This window comes from Paenarthrobacter sp. PH39-S1 (genome assembly GCF_030063245.1).
Lineage (GTDB): Bacteria > Actinomycetota > Actinomycetes > Actinomycetales > Micrococcaceae > Arthrobacter_M.
The window spans coordinates 1-22,204 of the sequence record NZ_JASISR010000042.1 but is presented as its reverse complement, the minus strand read 5'-3'; the positions used below and the strand labels follow the sequence as shown (position 1 = coordinate 22,204).

The 22,204-nt window shown below is 64.4% G+C and carries 22 protein-coding genes, 1 pseudogene and 1 riboswitch; of the genes and pseudogenes, 13 read left to right on the top strand and 10 right to left on the bottom strand.

Going from position 1 to position 22,204, the window contains the following annotated elements; genetic code table 11:
• Positions 1-18 precede the first annotated feature (18 nt).
• The 5 genes from hisN to QMG52_RS18935 all read left to right on the top strand — a co-directional run bounded on the left by hisN (position 19) and on the right by QMG52_RS18935 (position 5,826).
• On the top strand, positions 19-831 hold the full coding sequence (hisN, locus tag QMG52_RS18955) for a histidinol-phosphatase (RefSeq protein WP_283561979.1): 813 nt from the start codon (positions 19-21) through the stop codon (positions 829-831).
• Between the two features lie 223 nt (positions 832-1,054).
• A riboswitch (SAM riboswitch) is annotated at positions 1,055-1,168 on the top strand.
• A 35-nt stretch (positions 1,169-1,203) separates the two neighbouring features.
• On the top strand, positions 1,204-2,682 hold the full coding sequence (locus QMG52_RS18950; protein ID WP_283561978.1) for an aminotransferase class V-fold PLP-dependent enzyme: 1,479 nt from the start codon (positions 1,204-1,206) through the stop codon (positions 2,680-2,682).
• Between the two features lie 74 nt (positions 2,683-2,756).
• Positions 2,757-3,773, top strand: coding sequence for a class I SAM-dependent methyltransferase (locus QMG52_RS18945; protein WP_283561977.1), 1,017 nt, complete (start codon positions 2,757-2,759; stop codon positions 3,771-3,773).
• Between the two features lie 50 nt (positions 3,774-3,823).
• Entirely contained in the window at positions 3,824-5,080 is a 1,257-nt protein-coding gene (locus QMG52_RS18940; protein ID WP_283561976.1) for an Nramp family divalent metal transporter, read from the top strand.
• 32 nt (positions 5,081-5,112) lie between these two features.
• Positions 5,113-5,826 carry a metal-dependent transcriptional regulator gene (locus tag QMG52_RS18935; protein WP_283561975.1) on the top strand — a complete coding sequence of 238 codons (714 nt, stop codon included), beginning with the start codon at positions 5,113-5,115 and terminating at the stop codon, positions 5,824-5,826.
• 50 nt (positions 5,827-5,876) lie between these two features.
• Here QMG52_RS18935 and QMG52_RS18930 read toward each other — a convergent pair whose 3' ends face one another.
• The 3 genes from QMG52_RS18930 to QMG52_RS18920 form a co-directional block, all read right to left on the bottom strand.
• Positions 5,877-6,254: a YrdB family protein gene (locus QMG52_RS18930; RefSeq protein ID WP_283561974.1), complete on the bottom strand. Its 378-nt coding sequence runs from the start codon at positions 6,252-6,254 to the stop codon at positions 5,877-5,879.
• Entirely contained in the window at positions 6,251-7,921 is a 1,671-nt protein-coding gene (locus tag QMG52_RS18925; RefSeq protein ID WP_283561973.1) for an AMP-binding protein, read from the bottom strand. The genes QMG52_RS18930 and QMG52_RS18925 overlap by 4 nt, the downstream gene beginning before the upstream one ends.
• 120 nt (positions 7,922-8,041) lie before the next feature.
• Entirely contained in the window at positions 8,042-8,341 is a 300-nt protein-coding gene (locus QMG52_RS18920; RefSeq protein ID WP_283561972.1) for a DUF4193 domain-containing protein, read from the bottom strand.
• Between the two features lie 513 nt (positions 8,342-8,854).
• Here QMG52_RS18920 and QMG52_RS18915 point away from each other — a divergent pair.
• The 5 genes from QMG52_RS18915 (at position 8,855) to QMG52_RS18895 (ending at position 11,991) form a co-directional block, all read left to right on the top strand.
• Positions 8,855-9,709, top strand: coding sequence for a histidine phosphatase family protein (locus QMG52_RS18915; RefSeq protein ID WP_283561971.1), 855 nt, complete (start codon positions 8,855-8,857; stop codon positions 9,707-9,709).
• Complete coding sequence (locus QMG52_RS18910) at positions 9,693-10,640, top strand: ADP-dependent NAD(P)H-hydrate dehydratase (protein WP_283561970.1); 948 nt, start codon at positions 9,693-9,695, stop codon at positions 10,638-10,640. Before QMG52_RS18915 ends, QMG52_RS18910 begins: the two co-directional genes overlap by 17 nt.
• 204 nt (positions 10,641-10,844) lie before the next feature.
• On the top strand, positions 10,845-10,979 hold the full coding sequence (locus QMG52_RS18905; RefSeq protein WP_283561969.1) for a hypothetical protein: 135 nt from the start codon (positions 10,845-10,847) through the stop codon (positions 10,977-10,979).
• Positions 10,980-11,074: 95 nt separating this feature from the next.
• Positions 11,075-11,485, top strand: a complete 411-nt coding sequence (locus tag QMG52_RS18900; protein ID WP_349361760.1) for a VOC family protein — start codon at positions 11,075-11,077, stop codon at positions 11,483-11,485.
• Between the two features lie 134 nt (positions 11,486-11,619).
• Complete coding sequence (locus QMG52_RS18895; protein WP_283561968.1) at positions 11,620-11,991, top strand: hypothetical protein; 372 nt, start codon at positions 11,620-11,622, stop codon at positions 11,989-11,991.
• Positions 11,992-12,059: 68 nt separating this feature from the next.
• Here the strand turns inward: QMG52_RS18895 and QMG52_RS18890 are convergent, their stop codons facing one another.
• Positions 12,060-12,803: a Type 1 glutamine amidotransferase-like domain-containing protein gene (locus QMG52_RS18890; protein ID WP_283561967.1), complete on the bottom strand. Its 744-nt coding sequence runs from the start codon at positions 12,801-12,803 to the stop codon at positions 12,060-12,062.
• A gap of 394 nt (positions 12,804-13,197) precedes the next feature.
• Between QMG52_RS18890 and QMG52_RS18885 the strand changes: the two genes are divergently transcribed.
• The 3 genes from QMG52_RS18885 to QMG52_RS18875 all read left to right on the top strand — a co-directional run bounded on the left by QMG52_RS18885 (position 13,198) and on the right by QMG52_RS18875 (position 16,470).
• The gene (locus QMG52_RS18885; RefSeq protein WP_283561966.1) at positions 13,198-14,823 is read left to right on the top strand and encodes a ribonuclease J; all 1,626 of its coding nucleotides are present in this window, start codon (positions 13,198-13,200) and stop codon (positions 14,821-14,823) included.
• A 196-nt stretch (positions 14,824-15,019) separates the two neighbouring features.
• Positions 15,020-15,754: a hypothetical protein gene (locus QMG52_RS18880; RefSeq protein ID WP_283561965.1), complete on the top strand. Its 735-nt coding sequence runs from the start codon at positions 15,020-15,022 to the stop codon at positions 15,752-15,754.
• Positions 15,751-16,470: a hypothetical protein gene (locus QMG52_RS18875; RefSeq protein ID WP_283561964.1), complete on the top strand. Its 720-nt coding sequence runs from the start codon at positions 15,751-15,753 to the stop codon at positions 16,468-16,470. The genes QMG52_RS18880 and QMG52_RS18875 overlap by 4 nt, the downstream gene beginning before the upstream one ends.
• A gap of 200 nt (positions 16,471-16,670) precedes the next feature.
• Here QMG52_RS18875 and QMG52_RS18870 read toward each other — a convergent pair whose 3' ends face one another.
• The 6 genes and pseudogenes from QMG52_RS18870 to QMG52_RS18845 form a co-directional block, all read right to left on the bottom strand.
• On the bottom strand, positions 16,671-17,411 hold the full coding sequence (locus QMG52_RS18870) for a hypothetical protein (protein ID WP_283561963.1): 741 nt from the start codon (positions 17,409-17,411) through the stop codon (positions 16,671-16,673).
• A gap of 182 nt (positions 17,412-17,593) precedes the next feature.
• Positions 17,594-18,007 (bottom strand): annotated as a pseudogene (locus QMG52_RS18865) (MDR/zinc-dependent alcohol dehydrogenase-like family protein); the annotation flags it as partial.
• Between the two features lie 116 nt (positions 18,008-18,123).
• Positions 18,124-18,771, bottom strand: coding sequence for an esterase/lipase family protein (locus QMG52_RS18860; RefSeq protein WP_283561962.1), 648 nt, complete (start codon positions 18,769-18,771; stop codon positions 18,124-18,126).
• Between the two features lie 29 nt (positions 18,772-18,800).
• Positions 18,801-19,550, bottom strand: coding sequence for an alpha/beta fold hydrolase (locus tag QMG52_RS18855; protein WP_283561961.1), 750 nt, complete (start codon positions 19,548-19,550; stop codon positions 18,801-18,803).
• Positions 19,551-20,652: 1,102 nt separating this feature from the next.
• Complete coding sequence (locus QMG52_RS18850; RefSeq protein ID WP_283561960.1) at positions 20,653-20,928, bottom strand: hypothetical protein; 276 nt, start codon at positions 20,926-20,928, stop codon at positions 20,653-20,655.
• A 922-nt stretch (positions 20,929-21,850) separates the two neighbouring features.
• On the bottom strand, positions 21,851-22,012 hold the full coding sequence (locus QMG52_RS18845; RefSeq protein WP_283561959.1) for a hypothetical protein: 162 nt from the start codon (positions 22,010-22,012) through the stop codon (positions 21,851-21,853).
• Between the last annotated feature and the right edge of the window lie 192 nt (positions 22,013-22,204).

Sequence of the window (22,204 nt, the reverse complement as noted above, 5' to 3'; positions counted from 1 at the left end):
GAACGATAGCGTGAACCCATGACCCATGCCCCGCAGAGCTACAACGATGACCTCCGCCTTGCCCACGTGCTGGCGGATTCGGTGGATTCACAAACCATGGCCCGCTTTAAGGCCCTCGATCTGCAGGTGGAGACCAAGCCTGATCTGACGCCGGTGACGGATGCGGACAAGTCCGCGGAGGATTCCATCCGCAGCCAGCTCTCCCGGGTCCGGCCGCGCGATGCGGTCCTCGGCGAGGAGTTTGGCAGCAGCGGGCACGGCTCACGGCGTTGGATCATCGATCCAATTGACGGAACCAAGAACTTTGTCCGCGGCGTTCCGGTCTGGGCCACACTGATTGCATTGGTCGAGGACGGCAGGCCCGTCGTCGGGCTGGTCAGTGCTCCGGCGTTGGGCAAGCGCTGGTGGGCGGCGGAGGGCACTGGGGCCTACACGGGCAAGTCGCTGGCGGCGGCCACCAGGCTGCGCGTGTCCAACGTTTCCGAACTCTCCGACGCCTCACTGTCCTATTCCTCGCTGACCGGATGGAAGGAGCGCGGCAATCGGGACGAGTTCATTTCCCTCACCGACAAGGTCTGGCGCACCCGCGCTTACGGGGACTTCTGGTCCTACTGCCTGGTCGCGGAGGGCGCTGTTGACATCGCCTGTGAGCCGGAGCTGAATCTGTATGACATGGCAGCGCTGGTGCCGATCGTCGTCGAGGCCGGCGGCCGCTTCACGTCTCTGGAAGGCGCGGACGGGCCCTTCGGCGGCAACGCGCTGGCCACCAATGGCATTCTGCATTCGGAGGTCCTCCGCACCCTCAACCCGGACCACGACGACCTGCTCTAGCCCGGCTGCGGGCACTATGGGCCGCAGCCGCGCCGCCCCGTGAAAGTTTGTCCATGTTTCAGCGACTGCCGCGGCGTGTGATTCGGACACGCAGCGAAAACTGCGGCGAATTCTCAAAAGGTAGTCAAATTTCCAAGTCCGGGACGTAACACTGGCCCTCAGCCGTAACACTGGCCGTTAATACTGGCGGCACGGGTGCGGATTTCGTAGTCTTGTGGGCATAGGTCACGAGTGCCAGTGCTAAACCCCGGTTTGCTGGCCGGCAACCCTCCCTTCGCGGCGGGGTGCCCCGGGTGACGACCTGGCCGGGCCGGAGCGGTCCTGGCAAGCGCGGACACCGGCACGGCCGGGTCCTTCCTTGGTGAGGTCATCATGAGCATTTCAACCGCCGAACACAACGTTCCCTCCGCTCGCGCCTCTGGTCCAGTGGCCGAAGCGTCCGGGCAAGGCTGCCTCCCTGGGGGCGGCGCAGGCAGCGGCAGGAGCGCCGGAAATTCAGGACCGGGCCCGCTGCTGGAGGTCGCCGGCCACGAACTGCGAGCTCCCTTGATCCAGGGCGGAACCATCCGCTACGCCAACTTGGATTACGCGGCGTCCGCCCCGGCGTTGACCGAAGTGGCCGACTACCTGAGCGATATCCTGCCCTACTATGCGAGCGTGCACCGCGGCGCCGGCTTCGCTTCCCAGGTCAGCACCTCCGTCTATGAAAACGCCCGGGACACGGTGCGCAGTTTCGTCGGCGGCCGTCCCGATGACGCGGTCATATTCACCCGCAACACCACAGATTCGCTGAACCTGCTGGCCGGCTGCGTGCGGGACATCGTCGCGGGCACCGGTGCCAACGTCGTGTACCTTGACATCGAGCATCACGCCAACCTGCTCCCCTGGCAGCGCCTCCCGCACCGCAGCGTGGTGGCGGCGAACTCCCTCGCGGAGACACTGACGAACCTGGAAACGGAGTTCCGGGCCGGGAACGCGGCCCTGCTGGCGGTGACCGGCGCCTCCAACGTCACCGGCGAGGTCCTGCCGATCGCGGAGCTCGCGGCACTGGCCCACCGCCACGGGGCCAGGATCGTTGTGGACGCCGCCCAGCTGGCGCCGCACCGCCGGATCAACATTGCCGCGGACGACATCGATTATCTGGTGTTCTCCGGGCACAAACTCTATGCCCCCTTCGGAAGCGGCGTTGTCGTCGGGCGCCCGGACTGGCTCGACGACGGAACCCCGCACCTCGCCGGCGGGGGGGCGGTCAGCGAGGCGCGCCTCGATTCCGTCAGCTGGGCCACCGGGCCGGCCCGCCATGAGGGCGGCTCCCCGAACGTCCTGGGCGCCGCGACGCTGGCCAAGGCAGCCGGGATCATCGCGCGGCTGGACCAACGGCGCTGGCAGGACCACGAGCAGGCCCTGCGCAGCCACCTGATCGAGGGCCTGGAGCAGCTGCCGGGAATAACCGTGCACCGGCTCTTCACCGACTCGGACACCTTCCCCGGCAGCGGCGCCATCGGCGTGGTGAATTTCTCCGTCGCAGGGTACGACGCCGGCCTGGTGGCCGCGTATCTTTCCGCCGAACACGGCGTTGGCGTCCGCGACGGTAAGTTCTGCGCGCACCCGCTGCTGCGCCGGCTCAGGCTCCCGTCCGGCTCCCTGCGCGCAAGTTTCGGCGTCGGCTCCCGGCATGAGGATGCACAGCGCCTGATCGACGGCGTCGCGGCCCTGCTGGAGTCCGGGCTCGGTTGGGACTATGTGGTGGACTCCGGCCGCTGGATACCCGCCGACGACGGCCGGCCGTTCCCGGAGTGGGCGCCGAACACCCCCGGGACGGCCGGCGCCGCCCCCTGCAGCACCAGCTGAACGGATTCGAAGCATCCGCCGCCGGTGGGATAGGGTTTTCCCGCGGGATTCCGGCGATATTTCCAAGGAGCGTCATGGCGGCACCGAACGGCGGCCCAAGTCTGGACAGTGAGCGCCGCAGGGAACTGGCGGACAGTTTTCAGGACGGCGGCGAACACTATGAGCGTGTCCGTCCCGGCTATCCGGAGGAGTCACTGACCTGGCTGCTGTCCGGCACCGACCCCGCCGGGGTGCTCCATGCCACGGACCCGAACGCCATGGACCTGCGTGCTTCGGACCTGCGTGCCTCGGACCTGCGTGCCTCGGATCTGCGTGCCTCGGATCCGAAGGGCACGGAGCTGAGTGCACTGGGTCCCAATACCCCGGGTCTCAATGCCCTCGATATCGGCGCCGGCACCGGGAAGTTCACCGTTCGGCTGGCAGAGCGCGGGCTGACCGTCGTCGCCCTTGATCCGTCCCGTGACATGCTTCGTCAGCTCGAACACCGCCTCCCCGGGGTGCGGACCATTTTGGGTGCCGCCGAGCGGATCGAACTGCCGGACTCCAGCATGGATTTGGTGACCGTGGCCCAAGCCTGGCACTGGATTGATCCGCTGTCGGCCAGCGCCGAGATCGCCCGCGTGCTGCGGCCCGGCGGTGTCTTGGGCCTTGTCTGGAATCAACTGGACGTCAGCGTGCCCTGGGTTCACCGGCTCTCCCGCATAATGCACGCCGGGGACGTCCACAAGCCGGATTTCCGTCCCCTGCTCGGGCCGGAATTCAGCACACCCCAGCTGCAGCTGAACCACTGGTTCCAACCGCTGACCCCTGGGGACATGATGGAACTGGTGAAATCACGCAGCTACTATCTGCGGGCAAATGAGGCCACCCGTGCGAAGGTGCTGGCCAACCTGCGGTGGTACCTTTTTGAGCACCTCGGCCACGACGTCGACGATATCCTCCCGCTGCCGTATCTGACCCAGACCTGGCGCGCCGCTGCCCTCCCCCGGCAGGGCATGGGTCGGCATCCCAGCGCGGCACAGGGAAGGGCAGGACGAAGCGGAGGTTTTACTTCGCTGTTGCCTCTCGACAGGACGGGCCTGCGCACGTAGAGTTTCGGCAAGCCTACATGGAGGGTTTAGGTACTGCGAAGGGTGTGGGTATGTTGAGCGTGGGACTCCGAAAACCCGCGACGAAGGCCCGGGGGCTCTTCACCTTGCTCGGTCCCGCGTTCGTCGCGGCCATCGCCTACGTGGACCCCGGAAACGTTGCGGCCAACCTCACCTCTGGAGCGAAATACGGCTACCTGCTGGTCTGGGTGCTGGTCATTGCGAATCTCATGGCCATGTTGATCCAGTACCAGTCCGCAAAGCTGGGCGTCGTCACCGGGAACTCCCTGCCGGAGCTGCTGGGCGCCCGGCTGCGGACCGGAAACCGGCGTGCCTTTTGGGTCCAGGCGGAGCTGGTGGCCGTTGCCACGGACCTGGCCGAGGTGGTCGGCGGCGCCATCGCCCTGAACCTGCTCTTCGGTCTGCCCCTGCCGCTGGCCGGCCTGATCGTGGGCATCGTTTCGATGGCCATGCTGGCGGTGCAGAACCGGCGCAGCCAACGAACGTTTGAATACCTGATCATGTTCCTGCTGCTGCTGATCACCATCGGATTCCTGGCCGGTCTGCTGGTCAGGCCGCCGGAACCTGCCGGAGTTTTCTCCGGCTTGCTCCCCCGCTTCCAGGGTACGGATACGGTGCTGTTGGCTGCCGGAATGCTGGGGGCCACCGTCATGCCGCATGCGATCTACCTGCACTCCGCCCTGGCGCGCGACCGTCATGTCCATGCCCGCCGTTCACCGGCCGTGCTCGCGTCCGTCGTCAAGGCCACCCGTTGGGACGTCGTCGGTGCACTTGCGCTGGCCGGTTTGGTCAACATCGGCATGCTGTTGCTGGCCGCCTCCACCTTGCACGGGTTCGACGGCGTCGTCGCCACGGACAGCATCGAGGGCGCGCACGCCGCGATAGTCGGCAGCCTCGGCCCGGTCATCGGCGTAGTCTTCGCGGTCGGCCTGCTGGCGTCAGGCCTGGCCTCAACGTCCGTCGGCTGCTACGCCGGGGCCACCATCATGGGCGGCCTCCTGAAGGTCAGGATTCCGCTGCTGACCCGCCGCGTCGTCAGCCTGATCCCGGCCCTCGCACTGCTGAGCTTCGGAGTAGACCCCACGCAGGCGCTGGTGATCAGCCAAGTGGCGCTCAGCTTCGGGATACCCTTCGCGCTCATACCGCTGCTCCGGCTGACGGGAAACGCGACGGTGATGGGCATGTACCGGGACGGGCCCGCTCTCCGCATTGCCGCCGTCGTCTGCGTTGCCCTGGTCATCGCGCTCAACGCTGTCCTGCTCTACCTGACCTTCACCGGCCGGGGATAACATGCCCGGCCCGTGACGGTACTGTGGTAGCTGTGAAGCCGACCCCAACCTCGTCCAGTGTCGAGGATTACGTGAAGGTGATTTACGCCTTCACGGAGTGGCAGGACAAACCCATCTCGTCCTCCCAGCTTGCGGCACGGCTGGGCGTGGCCAACTCGTCCGTCTCGGAAATGGTCCGAAAGCTCAAGGATCAGGGGCTGGTGGACCATCAGCCGTACAGTGCCATCCGGCTCACCGCTGACGGGCTGTTGCTGGCGTTGTCCATGGTCCGGCGGCACCGGCTGCTGGAGACCTACCTGGTACAGGAGCTTGGCTACACGTGGGATGAAGTCCACGACGAGGCCGAACTGTTGGAGCACGCGGTGTCGGACACGTTTATCGAGCGGATGGCCGCCAAATTGGGACACCCCTCCCGCGACCCGCACGGGGATCCGATTCCGGCCGCGGACGGCAGCGTGGTCATGCCGCCCGCGCACCGGATGAACCAGCTTGACCCCGGGCACCAGGGCCGCATCACCAGAATCAGCGACCACGATCCGGCGCTGCTGCGGTACCTTGACCAGGAGCGGATCGAGTTGGACTCGTTGGTCCGCATTGAGGGGCGCCGACCCTTCGGAGGGGCGCTCGTGGTTCGCATTGGCACCGGCGCGGCGGCCAGGGACTTCGACCTGACCGACGAGGTGAGCGGATCCTTATGGGTTTCGCCGGAAGGAACGCACCCGGGCTGCACGCTGGCGGTTCCGTAATGCTCTACGGACGCAGACCGTGCCCGACGACGACGGGACGGGCGGCGCCCCTACGACCGGACCTTGAGCACGCTCTGCAGGTACAAACCAAGTCCCGCATTGCCCGCACCGATCACCGCCAACACGATCGCCGGTGCCACCAGCTCTGCAACCGACAGCGCCACCGCAGCCAGCAGGAAGATCAGCAGCGACACCGGCGGGATCACGGGCAACGGAATCCTGTGCGTCGCCCGGGGCGCCAGAAATAGACTCCACAGGACGACTACGGCGGCAGGTACGCCAATCCCGAGAACATAGTTCCACGGTGCAGCGAATTTAAAGCCCCACACACAAAAAGCCGCGACCATGGCGACCTCCAACAAGAACGCAAGGCAAAGGTGCACTCCGGTTAAAAGCTGAGGCGGGAAAGCGGCCCGGCGTCGGCTCATTTGGCTATATCTCCGGCTGCTGTTCCCGCAGCTGCCCCCGCTGCACGTTCCCGGCGCAGGATGAAGCGCTGCACTTTTCCACTCGGCGTCTTGGGAAGGTGATCGACGAAATGAATGCGGCGTGGATACGCATGGGCGGCGAGTTTCATTTTCACCAACCGCTGCAGCTCTTCGGCCAGCTCGCCGCTCCCGCCCACTCCTTCACGTAGGACAACGTACGCCTCCAGCACCTCGCCGCGGATCTCGTCCGGAGCTCCGACCGCAGCGCACTCCACGACGTCAGGGTGCTGGGCCAGCACGCTTTCCACGTCAAAGGGTCCAATGCGGTAGCCCGCCATGATGATCACATCATCGTCACGGGCAGAGAAGTAGATGAATCCGTCCTCATCCTTGCGGCCTGCGTCCCCGGTCAGGTACCAACGGCCGTCGGCGGTGTACCGGTCCGCCGTTTTTTCCGCTGCGCCGGCATAGCCCGTGAACCACATGAGCGGGCTCTTCGCTACCTCGATGGCAACCCGTCCGGCGGTGCCGGCCGGCGCCGCAATATCCTCCAGGGGATCCAAAATGTCGGCGGACCAGCCGGGAAGACTTGTACCCATGGATCCCTCACGAAGCGGTGCTTGGAGCTCCTCGCGCCACGCATTCCCCACCACCATGCCGTGTTCGGTTTGGCCGTACTGGTCACGCACCGCCAGCCCCAGCGCTTCCTTGCTCCAAGTGATGACGTCAGGGGTCAGTGGCTCGCCGGCCGAGGACGCCCGCCTCAGCCGGTGGCCTGCGCCCGCTGCGGAGCCTGCCCGCAACGACCGGTACACCGTGGGAGCAGCAGCAAAATTGGTGACCTTGAACCTGTCGAAGATCTGCCAGGTACGCTCCGCGGAGAACCCGCCCTGCAGCAGGATACTGCGGGTGCCGGTGGCCAGCGGGGCGAGAATAGCGAAATACAGCCCGTACGCCCAGCCCGGATCCGCTGCATTCCAGAAGACGTCGTCCGGTTGAACATCCAGGGCAAATTCCTGGTACGCAATGAACGAAGCGACGCTTCGCAGCGGAATGGGGACGCCCTTCGGCTCACCGGTGGTTCCGGATGTGAAGAGTTGAACCAGCGTACCGTTGCCACCCACCGCCACGGCCTCAGGGCTGTCGGTATCTTCGGCGGCCGTGTTGCCCGACAGGAGCCCGTTAAACGACAGGTCATACCCCAAAGCTTCGCCATGCGCCACGACAACCAGCGGGGTAGCATCCGAGGGAACCTCACCCGCGGGAACCAGTTTCCGGCGCTGATCCGCATCGCAGATCACCAGCTTGGATCCGGTGGCATTGAGCCGGAAAGCGATCGCATCGGCGGCGAAGGCGGTAAACAGCGGCACATCCACGGCCCCGCGCCGCCAGATCCCCAACAGCGCAATGATCAGGTCCTCGGACTTGCCCATCAAGGTCGCCACCGCATCCCCCGGCCGCACACCCAGTCCGTGCAGTGCCGCCGCGAACGCCGTCGACTTCTCCCGCAGTTCTCCGTAGGTGAGATCCTTGTGGCTCAGGTCCGCCTGCACAATGGTGAAGGCGACCGCCTCCGCCGGGTGCCGGTCACAGAGAAGCTCCGCGGCACATGCGCCCGGAGCCTCAAAGATGTCCAGTAGTTCCCGGACGCGTTCTTCACATGCCATTGCAGCCACTCCCTGTCCCGCTTGCCCGTGTCCACCCGGAGATATGCTCCAAGGATCGCACACCGGTGTCCGGGCGGGCACCCGGACTGTCCGCAGACAACCCGGGTGGGAGGTTTTCTCTTAGCCTTCGCAGTCCCGGCAGTACAGTTTGCCGTTCTTTTCCCTGGCCACCTGGCTGCGGTGCCGGACCAGGAAGCAGGAGGAGCAGGTGAATTCGTCATCTTGGGCAGGGATGACCTGCACCACGAGTTCCTCGCCTGAGAGATCGGCACCCGGCAGATCGATTCCTTCGGCCGTATCCGAATCCTCAACGTCTATGTGGGCGGTCTGTGCGCCTCCGCGCTGAACCTGAAGAGCCTGCAGGGACTCGGTTCCATTGTCATCATCTTTATTGCGTGGTGCGTCGTAATCCGTTGCCATTCGGTTTCTCAGACTCCTGATGTGCTCGTTTTTTCGGCAGGTAATTCAGCGCCCCATACTAGCCCCTTAAGTCGGGAATTCAAGCCTTACTCAGCAGCTATTCGTGTTTGACGACAACGCGGCCGCCCTTACCGCCGGAAGAGCGGTCTATATTGGCCTCCAAATCCCCGTGTTGACGCCGGTTCCGCCACGCTTGTGCGGTTGATCACCTTTACTCACCGGCAGGAGGTGGTCGACGGCGGCAGTGAGCCAGGAGCCGAACCGCGGCAGTGTGCGGGACCCCGACGGCGGCAGCAGGCACGGCGGCTTCTCGCCCGACAGACGGGACCGCGACGCCGGGAGCAGACAGACGGCTGGCCTGGGGACGGGATGTGCGGGCCGACGCTGCTCCGCAGCCGCCGGATGCGTTGCGCCACTGGTCGAAACATGGGAAGTGCGCTTAGCATTACGTGCAGGAGCGGCCAGGCGCCGCACCGGCAGCTCTCGCTGCCGGACCGGAAGGAGCGCGGAAAAATGGGAGCCGTTGAACTCATGCTGATCAGGCACGGGGAGAGCGCTGGCAACGTTGCCGCGACGGCTGCACAGGCCGCCGGAGCCGAGGTCATTGATATCGGCCTCCGTGACGCGGACGTCCCACTCAGCGAGACCGGGCTCCAGCAGGCTCAGGCACTGGGCCGGTGGCTGTCCGGAGCCACCGGTCCCGGAGCCATGGGTCCCGGAGCAACAGATCCTGGAGCCACACGGTCCTCGCGGGCAGACCCGGGGACGGCGGGGACGTCCAGTCCGGACAGTGGCAGCCCGTCGGCAGGAACGGGCGGATTCCGGCGACCGGACTCCGTCTGGTGTTCGCCGTATCTGCGGGCACGGCAGACTGCAGAGGGCGCCGGCCTGGCGTCCGGACCCGGACTGCGAATCGACGAGCGTCTGCGGGACCGCGAGCTGGGAATTCTGGATCTGCTCACTGCCGCGGGCGTCAGTGCCCGGTATCCGGAAGAAGCACTGCGCCGGGAATGGCTCGGCAAGTTCTATTACCGGCCCCCTGGCGGCGAGTCGTGGGCCGATGTCGCGCTCCGTCTGCGCTCTCTGCTCGGCGACCTGGATCGCTTGGAAGACGGCGGGTGCGCCGCGCTGGTCTGCCATGACGCCATCGTCCTGCTGATGCGGTACGTCTGCGAGGGCTTCACGGAGGAAGCGTTGCTGGCTCTGGCGGCGGGCACCGCCATTCTCAACGGCTCTGTCACACGGTTGGTCCGCCCGACCGGCAGCGGGGCGTGGGAGATCGCGTCGTTTAACGAAGTGGCGCATTTGGAAGCCGCAGGAGCACCTGTCACCGTCCACGCCGGGGACACCAATGTCCAGCCGCGCTGAGCATCTCACACCGTCGCTGCTGCGCGGCTGGCAGCTGTCCCAAGAAGCTGCCGGGAAGGATGACCGCGGCACGGTGCTGGTCATCGGCGGGGCCCACCGGACACCTGGCGCCGCCGTGCTGACCGGCCTCGCGGCACTTCGTACAGGAGCAGGACGGCTCACCTTGGCGGTTGCCGAATCGGCTGCGGTCGCAGCCGCCATCGCGGTGCCGGAGTGCGGCGTGGTGGGGCTGCCGGAGCACTTCGGGGACGACGACGACGCCGAGCGCGAAGGCGGCGGCGCCGAGCGCGAAGGCGGCGGCGCCGCGGGCAAAAGCGGCACCAGCAGCAGCAGCAGCAGCAGCAGCGTGGCCGCGGTTTTGGAAGAGGATCTCGCCCAGGCCGACGTCGTTGTCATCGGCCCCGGTCTTGACGATGCTGACCGAACAACAGCCCTGTTGCGCGGCATCGCGCCCCTGCTGAAGGACGAAACGTCACTCGTCCTCGATGCCTACGCATTGGGTGTGCTGATCGACTTGGAGCCCCTGTACCGCCGGTGGGTGGGCCGGCTCGTGCTGACGCCAAACCGGGTGGAAGCGGCCCGGCTATTGGGAGTGGGTGCGGTGGAGATGGCTTCAGCTGTATCCAGGATCGCTGCAAAGTACGGGTCCGTCGTTACCGGGCAGCGTCTGATCGCCGATCCGGACGGCCGCCTCTGGGACGTCGGCGCGGGTAATCCGGGCCTCGGTACGTCCGGGAGCGGGGATGTCCTGGCCGGTGCCGTCGCCGGGTTCCTGGCGCGCAAGGCGACGCCCGCCCAAGCCGCGTGCTGGGCGACCTATCTACATGCCACCGCCGGCGACCGTCTTGCCGCCACCATCGGCCCGATCAGCTTCCTGGCCCGGGAGCTGTTGGACGCGATGCCCCGCGTGCTCGCCGAGCTCTCGACGTAGTGGAGGGCGCGGATTGATTCTCAGCCGAGGAGCAGGTCCAAACGAAAGGCAGTTCCAACCGAAGACCAGTTGTAACCGAAGACTAGTTACAACCGCCGCAAAGTGGCGTATCTTACAAAAACGGGTTCATTACAACGGGGTCATCACACAGGGGTCATCACACACTACAGCGGGCCAACCGGCCCCAGAGTTAGGGAGCACATCATGCCTGACAAGTCGCCTCACCACCATGCCACGAAGAAGCCGGTCAAGAGCATCAAGGAAAAACGTGCGGAGAAACGGACCAAGACCGGGACGGACGCCGCGCCGGACGCAGTTGCGCATATCAAGAAGCACTAGGCGGACGCCGTTGCATTGATGAGAAGCACTATCCCTAGCGGGCTCGCGACGGGTTGCCGCGCTGCTTGCTCATGTCCAGATGAGACCTTCCGCAGATGAAAGCAGGAACTATGTTCGGCGACACCCAGGCATTCAGCGGTTTCTCCGTGGACAACGTATCGGCCGCTAAGAAGTTCTACGGCGACACGCTCGGCCTGCAGGTGTCAGAGGAAAACGGCATGTTGAGGCTGCACCTTGGGGGTGGAACAACGGTGTTGGTCTACCCTTCCAGGGCCCACACCCCGGGCTCCTTCACGATCCTCAATTTCCCGGTTGCCGACATCGAAGGCGCCGTCGGTCAACTGAACCAGCGGGGTGTGCACTTCGAGCACTATGAGGGCATGCCCAACGAGACGGATGAACGGGGAATCTTCCACAAGGGCGGCCCACTCATCGCGTGGTTCAAGGACCCGGCGGGCAACGTGCTAAGCGTGCTCCAGGATGCCGACGCTTCTGCTGACGCCTGAGCGCGCGTACTCCAAATCCCCTGATTCTGCGCTCGCCAAGCCGCCTGTGCCGGTGTATTCCAAGGCCCCTGAGGCCGCGGTTGGCGAGACGGCGGGAATGGGCACCGATGCACGGATCGCCTATTCTTGAATCAATGATTACCAGACGAGACGCCGCCCTTGCCCTTGATATACCGCTCGAAATGGCCTATCGCCACGGCATACCGTCCCGGATGACCGAGGCGGAGTTCGCCGGCCTCCGGGACGATCCCCCGGCCTGGCTCGTCCAGTCGCGGGCCAACCGGACGGGGAAGAGGCCCGTTTGGGTCCAGCTGCGGTGCTATATCTGTGACTATACGGAAGCTGCCCGCCCGAAGAAATGGTGGCCGGAGTTCAGCTATGTCATCTGCGCGGACCACCAAACCGGCGAGCTTTCGAAGCCCGAGGCGGGCTTTCGCCGGAGCGAATTCGACGGTGTCGGCAGTCGCTTCATCGGCATCGTGGACGAACCCATCGAACCGTCGTGAGGCCTGCCGCGGGCGGCTGGCCTAGGCACGGCCCGATGGGAAGACCGGGAATGAAACCCTTCCGATCCTCAGCGCAGGAGCCGCGCGTCCAACCGGCGTTCAGTGGCCACGGCGTCCGGGCCTTCACCGGCTTTGGAGGTAACAATGTAGGCTGATTTGCCCGGTAATTCTGTCACGACATCCGCCAGTTCGGTGCCCCGGTACACCAGCCCGACGCCGTCGTCCGTGCAGTGCGTGACGCCCAGGGTTCCGGCCGCCACGAGCTTGTGCACCAACGGTCGGCGCGCAACTTCGGAGTCATAGTGCACGCCGTTGCCGTAGGGCAGCAGGCCCAGCCCGTTCGTGACCGCGCGGAGTTCGGGGCCGAAGGAATCCGTAGTTCCGCCCTGGAACCAGCAGATGGATCCGGCGGATACGCCCGCGAGAACTATTCCCGCTTCCCAGGCCCGGCGGAAGATCGGGCCGAGCCCATGGACGCGCCAGAGCGCCAGGAGATTGGCGACGGATCCTCCGTTTACCCAGACCACGTCCTGGGACAGCAGGTGCGCCTCCATGTCCGCCATGTTGGGCATGGGAAAGAGGTTCAGATGGCTCAGGTCGAATCCTGCGACCCGGGCCGCTTCGCTGACGTCATTATTAAACCAGCGCTGGTCTCCGCTGGCGGTCCCAACATGCGTAACCCGCGGCGCCCGGCCGGTCACACCGGAAAGGTCGACGGCGTGATGGACCAGGCTGTTGAATTCCAGCGGCGTCCGGATTCCCGTTTTATACCCACCGGAGGTGGCGAGAATAGTGGGATAATCTGCAGCCATTCCATGCCTCTTTCAGTACGCGTGTGACCACCCTACACGCCCGGTTTGCGGCTTTGTCGGGAACCGGGATTGACGCCAGCGGCATGCCGGAAGTACGGAATGCCATTATTTCCATTATCGTGAGTAGTACCGAGCATTCGGATTAAGCGATGGTGAGCCCTTACACGGCCGGAAGACCGCAGTTGTGCGGCGCCTCCGACACCCCTCATCCGTTTCCTCCACAGATTTTTCAGGCAGCGCAGAATCTGCGGTGCCAGCAGGCTCTCGCCCCGCAGGGGTCAGTGCCCGCAGTCTTCCAAGAGCCGATACGGCCGGCTAATTTCGACGAAAGTGAACCACGATGAACCTGTCCCACCAGATCCCTTCAGCCCCGCCCGCACTGCCAGCCGGTGCCATGAGAGTAATGAACTTGGGTGGGCTCGGGGAAGTCGGACGCAACATGACGGTCTTCGAGTTCGCCGGCAAGCTCCTGATTGTGGACTGCGGCGTGCTTTTCCCGGAAGAGCACCAGCCGGGCATCGACGTCATCCTGCCGGACTTCAGCTCCATCCGGGACCGCCTCCAGGACGTTGTCGCCATCGTTCTCACGCACGGCCATGAGGACCACATCGGCGGTGTGCCGTACCTGCTGCGGGAACGACGCGATATCCCTGTCCTCGGTTCAAAGCTGACGCTCGCATTTATTAAGGCGAAGCTGAAGGAACACGGCATCAGCCCGCGCACCGTTCAGGTCCAGGAGGGGCAGAGCAAGAAATTCGGGCCCTTTGACCTGGAGTTCTTTGCGGTGAACCACTCGATCCCGGACGGCCTCGCGGTCGCTGTCAAGACCGGAGCGGGCACGGCGCTGCACACGGGCGACTTCAAGATGGACCAGTTCCCGCTGGACCAGCGCATCACAGACCTGGCCGGCTTTGCCCGGCTCGGAGCGGAGGGCGTGGACCTGTTCCTGACGGACTCCACCAACGCCGAGGTGCCCGGTTTCACCACCTCGGAAGAGGATCTTGCGCCAGCCATAGACACGGTCTTCCGGACGGCTCCGCGGCGGATCATCGTCTCCAGTTTCGCCAGCCATGTGCACCGGATCCAGCAGGTCATGGATGCCGCGCACCGGCACGGCCGCAAGGTTGCCTTCGTCGGCCGGTCCATGGTCCGCAACATGGGTATTGCCCGTGAACTCGGTTACCTGACGGTCCCCCGCGGCACCCTGGTCGATTTCAAGGCGCTGCAGGGCCTGCCGGACAAGAAGGTCGTCCTGATCTGCACCGGTTCCCAAGGCGAGCCGATGGCTGCGCTGTCCCGGATCGCCAACCGAGACCACATGATCGAAATCGGTGAAGGCGACACAGTGCTGCTGGCCAGTTCCCTCATCCCCGGCAACGAGAACGCCATTTACCGCGTGATCAACTCGCTCACCCGGTTGGGCGCCAACGTGGTCCATAAGGGCAACGCCAAGGTCCATGTTTCCGGCCATGCCAGCGCCGGCGAGCTGGTGTACTGCTACAACATCGTCAAGCCCAAGAACGTCATGCCGGTGCACGGCGAGTTCCGGCATCTGAAGGCCAATGCGAAGCTGGCCATGCGGACCGGGCTGGAAGCGAGCCAGGTGGCTATCGCGGACAACGGCGACGCCGTCGATCTGCACAACGGCAAGATCAGCATCACCGGGAGCGTCCCGGTCGGCTACGTCTTCGTGGATGGACAGACCGTTGGCGGCGCCACCGAGGAATCCCTGGAGGACCGGCGCAAGCTGGCCGAGGAAGGCCTCATTACCGTGCTGGCCATCGTCGATCCTGACACCTCCGCGCTCGCTGAGGATCCGGAGTTCTTCGTCCGCGGCTTCGTCCACCAGCCCGCCGACTTCGGGCCGGCAATACAGGCCATCGCGAAGGCGCTCAGCTCGGCGCCCCGTTCGCACTCAAGCGTGCAGCTTGAGGCGCTGATCGAGAACACTGTGAGCCGGTGGATGCACAAGACGTACCGTCGCAGCCCGCTCGTCACCGCGATCGTCGTCGACGCCTAGCCGGCGCGTCGTCCCCGGATCGACGCAGCGGGCGGAGCGTCTTGGCCGCCAACAACGGATCAGGAAAAAAGTGCTGGCCCCCCGTTTCACACTTGGGGGGTGCGCAAAACGGAAGACCAGCAATGTAAGCATAGCCGGAAATTTCCGTGCGTAAAATCAGAGGCAACACGTCCCCCGACGTTCGAGGTAGCATCCCATGTCCGTGCCGTCAAAGGCCTTCCAGCAGTGGCTGCACTCCGTGGCGCCCGCCACCAGCACGGCGGCCGTATCCAGACTTTCCGGCATTAAGCGCTCCACTCTGGCTCAACAGTTGGTGCGTGGGAAGGTCGCGCTCGTGACGGTTGTCAGCATCAGCCGCGCGTTCGACGTCGACGTGGTCGGAGCGCTGTCCAGTTTCGACAAGTATCGCGATCTGGTCAGTGGATTCAAGCCGCCCACCAAGGCCGAGCTGATCAGCCAGGTGTCCGACCTTGATCTGCTTCAACAGATTATCGCCCGCAACGCCGCTGGCGATATTCATGAGCAAGGTCCGGCGCGGGGGCTCGCGCCCATGCCGCACAAGTCATCCGTCCGGGGCTGGATTGAGGCCATTGACACTGCCGATCTGCGGCAAAGGATCTCCCACGATCTGCGCATGGCACCGCAGAATCTGTCGGCCCAGCTCAGCGCCAACCGGCTCCCGCCGGATGTCGCCATCCAGGCTGCCCGCATTGCCGGGGTCGGCGTCACCGGCGGCCTGGTTGTCACGGGTCTGTTGACTCCGGAAGAGGTCGGCTGGCCCCGGGATGCCCGGGAGGCGGCCCTGCGCGCACTGCCTGACGCCGAGCTGGTGATTCTCGCGGCCACCCGACTGGATGCACTCGGCAAGACGTTGCGGCGTGCGGATCAAGACAATGAACACACCAAGGCCCTATGGGAGAATCTCGGATGATTGCAGTATTGCAGTGGGTCGCATTAACCCTTTGTCTGATGTGCGCGGCGTGGCGGTTGCCGGCCGCCTTCAAGGGCAGAAACGCTGGACTATTCTGGGCCTTTCTCCTGCTCTCCGTCGCCGTCGGGCTCAGCCTGCCCTCCATTTATCTCCGGGCCGATGCCCTGCTCGGGGGCCGAAACCTCGCCAACCTGGCTGTGCGCTTCGCGTTGTACGCGATCTTCTACATCCTCGCTGCGAAGTTGGCAGGGGCCTACCGGGCTGCCCACGGGCAGCGTCTCATCCGCGGGCCCGTCGGGGTTTCGGTGCTGGTGCTGATCGCGGCCGGCACCCTGGTCCTGTTTTTGCTCAGCGATCTGCCCGTATCCAGTACTGGTCTGGCGGCCTACTCCGATCAGCCGACTGTGCGGGCCTATGCCCTTGCCGGCCGCCTTTATCCGGCCTACGCCGCAGCATGCCTCCTGCGTCCCTCGGCCCACGCGGCCTTGACGGCGGGCCGGCGGATCGAACGGGTAGCCGCCGCTCTCATCTGCAGCTCGTTTGCGATGGTGCTGGCGCTGACCGCGCTGCAGGTTGCGTCGCTGCCGGTTTTCCTGCTGATCGATCTGTTCGCCTACGGCGCCATTGTCTGTATGGCCGTTGGCCTCGCCCTCGTCTGGATATCTCTGTGGAGCACTGGCAACGGTTCAGCGTGCCGGCCGTTGGCCCGAGAATAGCGCTTCCGACACTTGGTCTGTCACCTGACGGACCGCGTGCCCACAAAATCATTAGTACGTGCAATAATGATGAATATGTGAACCCGGGGTGTTGGGCCGGACAACATGTAGTTGGGGGGTGAGTGGTGGCGGGCTATGTCCTTCCACCACTCAGCTGTTGATGGCGCCTTTTCGAGCGCCGCCCGGGCTCCCACTTCTGGTCAGACAATGACGTTCAGCGTGAGGTCCACAGCGTTCACCACCAGGGCCAGAATCGACGTCCCGAGCCCGGCAACCAGCAGCAGCCCCGGGTGGGCCAGCCCGATTACAAAACCGCGAAGCTGCGGTCGGCTGCGGAGGAACTTTTTCGGCACCTTGGAACGCGCGGGATGCTCCCGCCATCCCCGCAAGCGGCGAAGGAACCAGGCGCAGCGGATAATGAAGGCCAGCCAGAGCACGCTGACCACAAGCGGGAACGTCGCCAGCAGCAAGTGGAAGCCGAACGCGGTGACCTCCCGTTCCGTATCTCCGACGACAGACTGGATTGTGGTCGAGATGGAGGCGCTCATCACCACCGAGACGCCCCAAATCACAAAGGCCGTCACCAGCGCCAGGAAGCGTACGAAAAAGTGGTTGAGCACAGTCTCCGAAACCGTCTTGAGGTATTTCCGTGGCGTGGCGTGCAGCACCGCGATCGTGGCCACCAGTGTCGGCAAGGCAGCCAGGCCGACGAACACATACCAGGCCCAGCCCGCCAAATCCATAAACTCGTCCAGCACAATCAGGGCTACCCAGAAGCCCACCCAGACCCAGCCGGCCCGGAGCGGATGTCTGACGATCCAACCGAACCCGGGGCGCCACCGCACCACCGGTCGTTCCGCCGCCACAGAGACCGAATCCGCTCCGGTCCGCTCCGACGCGCCGGCCTCCCCCGACGGGCTCCGATCAACGTTATCCCTCATGGCCCCACTGTCTCACGGCAGCACCCAACCCGGGGCACTTCTGCCGCATATCTGCACCCCGCGGCCCTAACGTGCCGGCGCCCGGTTCACGGCCTGAGCAGCACCTTGATTGCACGCCGTTCGTCCATGGCCCTATACGCCTCGGGAGCCGGCCTCAAGGCATGACCACGTCAAAGGCCTTGCGCGAGCACTCCGCCGAGCAGCGCACGGACCTTCGCGGCGCCGTCGTCCCCGCGCTCCACCAGAATGTCCGTCGCTCCGAACTCCCGGGCGAGCGCCTGCCGGTCCGCGTACCGGGACATGGCAATGATGCGCTCGGCTCCAAGCCGCTTGGCGGCCAGCACGCCGCCCAGTCCGGCGGCGCCGTCGCCGACGACTGTCCGGCCGGGCGCGACCCTGGAGCCGAGCGAGGCGTGGTGGCCGGTGGCCATCACATCAGAGAGCGACAGCAGGCTGGCAGTGAGCTCCGCGTCCGGCTCCACCACCCCGGGCACCTTCACCAAGGTGGCATCCGCCTGCGGGACGCGGACGGCCTCGCCCTGGCCGCCGTCGACGTACAGCCCATGTTCGTCCGTACTCCCCCAGCTCGCCAATCTCTGAAGTGGATTTCCTGCCAGTTTATCCTCGCCGGGCGGTCCGTCTCTGCGCGCAGGATCTCCCCGCGACATAGCTGAAGAACCCAACCCTGCCCAGCTGGGCAGTGATTCGGCCCCTACGCTGCCCCGACCGCTTCCTCCACGGCCTGCAGCAGCACAGGATCCCCGATGGGCCGGAAATGTCCCATCGCCTCAAGCCGGATGTTCGTCGCGCCCTGCAGCTGTCCGCCGCCGGGAATGTGCGGATCAAAGCTGCTGTAAATTGCCGTGATCCGGTCATTAACCCCGAGGTTGTCCCCCAGTCGGCGCAGCAGCGAATCGTTCGGCGAGAACGCCCGGATCGTGCGCGTCGGCGCGTACTGCGCGTAAACGGACCCCGAAAAGGGGGTATTGATGGCCACCATAGCGCTGACCCGGTCCGCCGCCGTCGTGCCCGTCATCAGGCATTTGCCGATCAGCCCACCCTTGCTGTGCGCCACGACGACGACTTCCCTCAGGTCCTGTGCCAGCAGATAGTTCTCCACCAGCGCGGCCATGGCGGGGATGGTGCCGCGGTTGTAGCCCAGGCCCGCGACCACGTGCACCGGGTGGCCCAGCGCGTGCAGCCGGTCGGCCACCGGGCGCAGGAAGCGCCAATTCTCGTAGATGCCCGAAATCAGCAGCACGGGCGCGGCGCCGGGGCGCACCTTAAGCAGCAGCTCCTCCGCCGAGCCGCGGAACAGAATACCGCGGACCTGCCAGAATCCGACGTAAACGTAGTCCAAGATCCACGCCTTGGCCTTTGTCCACGGCTTCATACGCGGGCCCGGAGCGATAGGAGATGAACGGCTGCTTCGGCGGGACGACGGTACATCAAAATGTGGCCCGCGGAAGCGATTTCAGCTGTTTCGGCTACCGGACATCGGGCGGCCAGCTCGGCGGTCCACTCCCGCGGCGCAATCGGATCCCGTCCGCCAAGCAAAATCAGCACCGGAACTGTTACGTCCTCGATGGCCTCCTCGAGGGCGTAGCTGAGCATGACGGGCAGATTTGCAAAGTACCACGGGAGCCGGCAACGAAGCGCATAATCGGAAAATACCACCAGATTGGCGGCCAAAGGCTCCCGGAATGTGTCCTGCAGCAGACGCAGACCCTGCTGCCACGCGCTGCGTTCCCGCTGGTTGACGGCTGGCCCCATCAGAACCGCCGCCCCGGCGGACGCGCGCTGCCGCGCCATCTCCACCGTTACCTGGCAGCCCATCGAATGCCCGACCAGAATTGGATTGGACACGCCCAGTTGATCCAGGCACCGCCACATGATCCGGGCGTAATCCTCAATGGACAAAGGCCGGCGGGGCTTCGGAGCGTTGCCAAAACCGGGCAGATCAAACATGTGAACCGTGGCGTGCTGTGACAGTTCCCGGGCCAAGGGGCGGAAGTACCGGGACGACATCCCAATGCCGTGGATCAGGATGTAGGTGTCCGGTCCCGATCCGAGCGTGTACGCCACCAGCCTGGTGTCATCAACGGCGAGATTCCGGGACAGCTGCGCGGCGTGGCTCAACGTGGGCGCTCCTTCAGGGCATGAATCAACAGCTGGGCATACCGGCTCCGGTCTACCCGTTACAGCCTAGCGGCAGCAGGGAGGGATCCCGTGGTCCGCCAAGGCACAATACACAAGATAGCGCGGCCACTGCGGCTGCGCAGGACCGATCAAGGTCAAGAGCGTGAATCAGTGACGCCACTGTCGCCACAAATGACAGCAGACCAGAGGCAAAATGCCTCCGGTCTGCTGTTTTGTCGTGGAGATGGGGGGAATTGAAACCGTTTCGAGGCCTGTAAAACCGTCATTCACGAAGTGAAATTACCAGAAAATCAATGATCCGGGCCGGTCCGCCTCTCAACGTAATCAGTCCGACCGGCTGAAGTGATAACAATGTCATCACCGCCGCCACCGCTCTGCGCAAGGTGACCTTCCTGTATTGTCGGCTCTCGTCGCGTTAGCACAGTCCGTTGTTTGGCTTTCAAGACCTCCTCCGGGCGAGAGAGCTGACCTTCCCTCCACATGGTGCCGTTGATCATGGGACCGGCCAACCGCATCAGGCCCTTGGGCTGTAACTCCAGAAAAAAATGGACACGAGTGCCGTCACAACTCCCGGCAAGCCGGTAACTGTCCAGCGGCCGAGCCGGTCCAGCGATGGCCTGGAAGTCCAACCAGCCAGAATCTGGCAGTGTACCGCACCCACAGTTCCCGTTTCCCCGGACTCAAGGGCGGTGTCCTTAACACCTGCCCGCCATAGGGAGGTGTTCAGCCGTAGCCGTGTGCCGAACAGCACTGAAGGTGTCGCCGTCGTGACACGTCCCGATGCGCTCGGCGATCTGGGATGCAGTGCCAACTCTTTGCCCAGGCCCCAGGGCAACCTGCGAGGCAACTGGGCCGGTAAACCAGTCAGGGGCGTTCACCTGGTCCGTTATTTGTTGCATCCAGTCTCAAATGTGGGATGCGAAGTGAGGGCGTGTTGGGGGGGCGTATGGGTGAAGTCAGTTTTCTGGAGGTTGGAGCTATCACACCGCGTTTCACGGGAGGATCGACTGGCCGGCGGAGCAGACCGCCGCGCTCCGGGCCGAAACCGGTACGGCGAGTTTTCGCAGCGCCGGTCTGCCGTTCATCGGACCGGCCGGACCGCACTCACACTTCGGCATGCCCGAGGGTCGTCACCGACATCGGCCTCGAGCCCGACGGCGTGCGGAAGCGAATCGCCGACGGTTCGGACTTCATCAAGATCGTCACCGAAGCGCCCGGACGAGGCGGACCGGAGCCTGACCTCGTTCGGGCTGTCGTCGAAGCCGCGCATCTCGCCGGCCGGAAGGTCATAGCGCATGCCAGCCACATCGACGCGCTTACGCTGTCGCGTGACGCTGGTGTCGACATCATCACCCATGTCACCACCGAGACCGCCTGCTATGACATACCTAAAGCGCGAATGCTTTGCCCAGCAAGGGAGGATAACCTGCCCCAAAGACAAGGAGAGTCCCGGCAGCCACAACCCAAAGTGTTGACAAAGTCAAAAGTGATGACAAAGTCAACAGGTCAGAGACCCAAAAGGGCCTCTGACCTGCGATAATACCTGTGGAGATGGGGGGAATTGAAACCGTTTCGAGGCCCCTAAAGCCGCCACTCACTAAGTGAAATTGCCGGGAACTCAATGATCCGAGCTGGTCCGCCTCTCAAAGTAATCAGTCCGACCGGCTGAAGTGATGACAATGTCATCAGGGCCTACCGGACCATCTGAGCAGCGAGACGCCCCTCCATCGCACCCACTCTTAGGGCTCGGGAAGAAACCTGACAGTAGCTCAGCCGCCACGCCCGGCCACAGATGATGGCTCAACGCCCACTCTGCCATGGGCCTGCGGACCTCCTCTCGGAACATATTGGTTACATCGCTCCCAATCAACTGCTATGCATGATTTCCGTTTGGACTAAACCCGGTCATAGTCACGGGCTGCTCAAGACCCTTCTGGAGCCAATCAACGCGTGCAGGGCAAGCGGGCACTGCCTCGCTACTACTTGGTTCCAAGAGCGCCCTGAACTCTTTGGGGGCCTCCTCATCGAGGGCGAGTCGGACCCGTAGCTAATCTCGTTTCACCGCTTCGACTTTGAGGGCTCTGCCTGATCGACCGAGATATGATCATCCTCTCGCATGGCGCCGTCAGCGTTCCCCGACTGCTCGTTGGAAAATTAAAACCGGAGTTGAAGCACGTTTACGGTCTCTATCGAGAGAAGCGGCCAAACCAGACCGTTTTCTCTCGATCCCTGCAAAGGGATCGCCTGCTGCCGATCACGTAACTCCGGAGTAGCCGGACTCAGCCTTTGATGCCCACGAACTCATACCGGGGGTTCTCATAGCCCTTGCCGTTAGCGCTTGCGGACATGCTCTTATATCGCAGCCTGTAAATGACCTGGCCGGTATCGACATCTACGATCTCTGCCTGCAGGTCGCCGAACTCGCCTAAAGTGACAGTCACGTCCCTTCCATCCCAAGGGCCACCCACGCACCTAACCAAACTCACACTCGTTCCCATAACGGAATCCTAGTGTCTCGCGCCGTTAATTCGTTTTAATAGTCGTCCCAGTGATTCGAGGATCTCCTCGGCGGTCTTCGTCCAGATAAACGGTTTGGGATTCTCGTTCCACCCCTTGATCCAGTTGCGCAGATC

Coding starts and splice junctions, on each gene's coding strand:
- QMG52_RS18850 (WP_283561960.1), bottom strand. CDS start 20,928: ATGGGTGATGATGTCGACACCAGCGTCACGCGACAGCGTAAGCGCGTC.
- QMG52_RS18945 (WP_283561977.1), top strand. CDS start 2,757: ATGGCGGCACCGAACGGCGGCCCAAGTCTGGACAGTGAGCGCCGCAGG.
- QMG52_RS18895 (WP_283561968.1), top strand. CDS start 11,620: ATGATTACCAGACGAGACGCCGCCCTTGCCCTTGATATACCGCTCGAA.
- hisN (WP_283561979.1), top strand. CDS start 19: ATGACCCATGCCCCGCAGAGCTACAACGATGACCTCCGCCTTGCCCAC.
- QMG52_RS18920 (WP_283561972.1), bottom strand. CDS start 8,341: ATGGCAACGGATTACGACGCACCACGCAATAAAGATGATGACAATGGA.
- QMG52_RS18885 (WP_283561966.1), top strand. CDS start 13,198: ATGAGAGTAATGAACTTGGGTGGGCTCGGGGAAGTCGGACGCAACATG.
- QMG52_RS18880 (WP_283561965.1), top strand. CDS start 15,020: ATGTCCGTGCCGTCAAAGGCCTTCCAGCAGTGGCTGCACTCCGTGGCG.
- QMG52_RS18905 (WP_283561969.1), top strand. CDS start 10,845: ATGCCTGACAAGTCGCCTCACCACCATGCCACGAAGAAGCCGGTCAAG.
- QMG52_RS18930 (WP_283561974.1), bottom strand. CDS start 6,254: ATGAGCCGACGCCGGGCCGCTTTCCCGCCTCAGCTTTTAACCGGAGTG.
- QMG52_RS18915 (WP_283561971.1), top strand. CDS start 8,855: ATGGGAGCCGTTGAACTCATGCTGATCAGGCACGGGGAGAGCGCTGGC.
- QMG52_RS18940 (WP_283561976.1), top strand. CDS start 3,824: ATGTTGAGCGTGGGACTCCGAAAACCCGCGACGAAGGCCCGGGGGCTC.
- QMG52_RS18910 (WP_283561970.1), top strand. CDS start 9,693: ATGTCCAGCCGCGCTGAGCATCTCACACCGTCGCTGCTGCGCGGCTGG.
- QMG52_RS18900 (WP_349361760.1), top strand. CDS start 11,075: ATGAAAGCAGGAACTATGTTCGGCGACACCCAGGCATTCAGCGGTTTC.
- QMG52_RS18950 (WP_283561978.1), top strand. CDS start 1,204: ATGAGCATTTCAACCGCCGAACACAACGTTCCCTCCGCTCGCGCCTCT.
- QMG52_RS18925 (WP_283561973.1), bottom strand. CDS start 7,921: ATGGCATGTGAAGAACGCGTCCGGGAACTACTGGACATCTTTGAGGCT.
- QMG52_RS18875 (WP_283561964.1), top strand. CDS start 15,751: ATGATTGCAGTATTGCAGTGGGTCGCATTAACCCTTTGTCTGATGTGC.
- QMG52_RS18890 (WP_283561967.1), bottom strand. CDS start 12,803: ATGGCTGCAGATTATCCCACTATTCTCGCCACCTCCGGTGGGTATAAA.
- QMG52_RS18870 (WP_283561963.1), bottom strand. CDS start 17,411: ATGAGGGATAACGTTGATCGGAGCCCGTCGGGGGAGGCCGGCGCGTCG.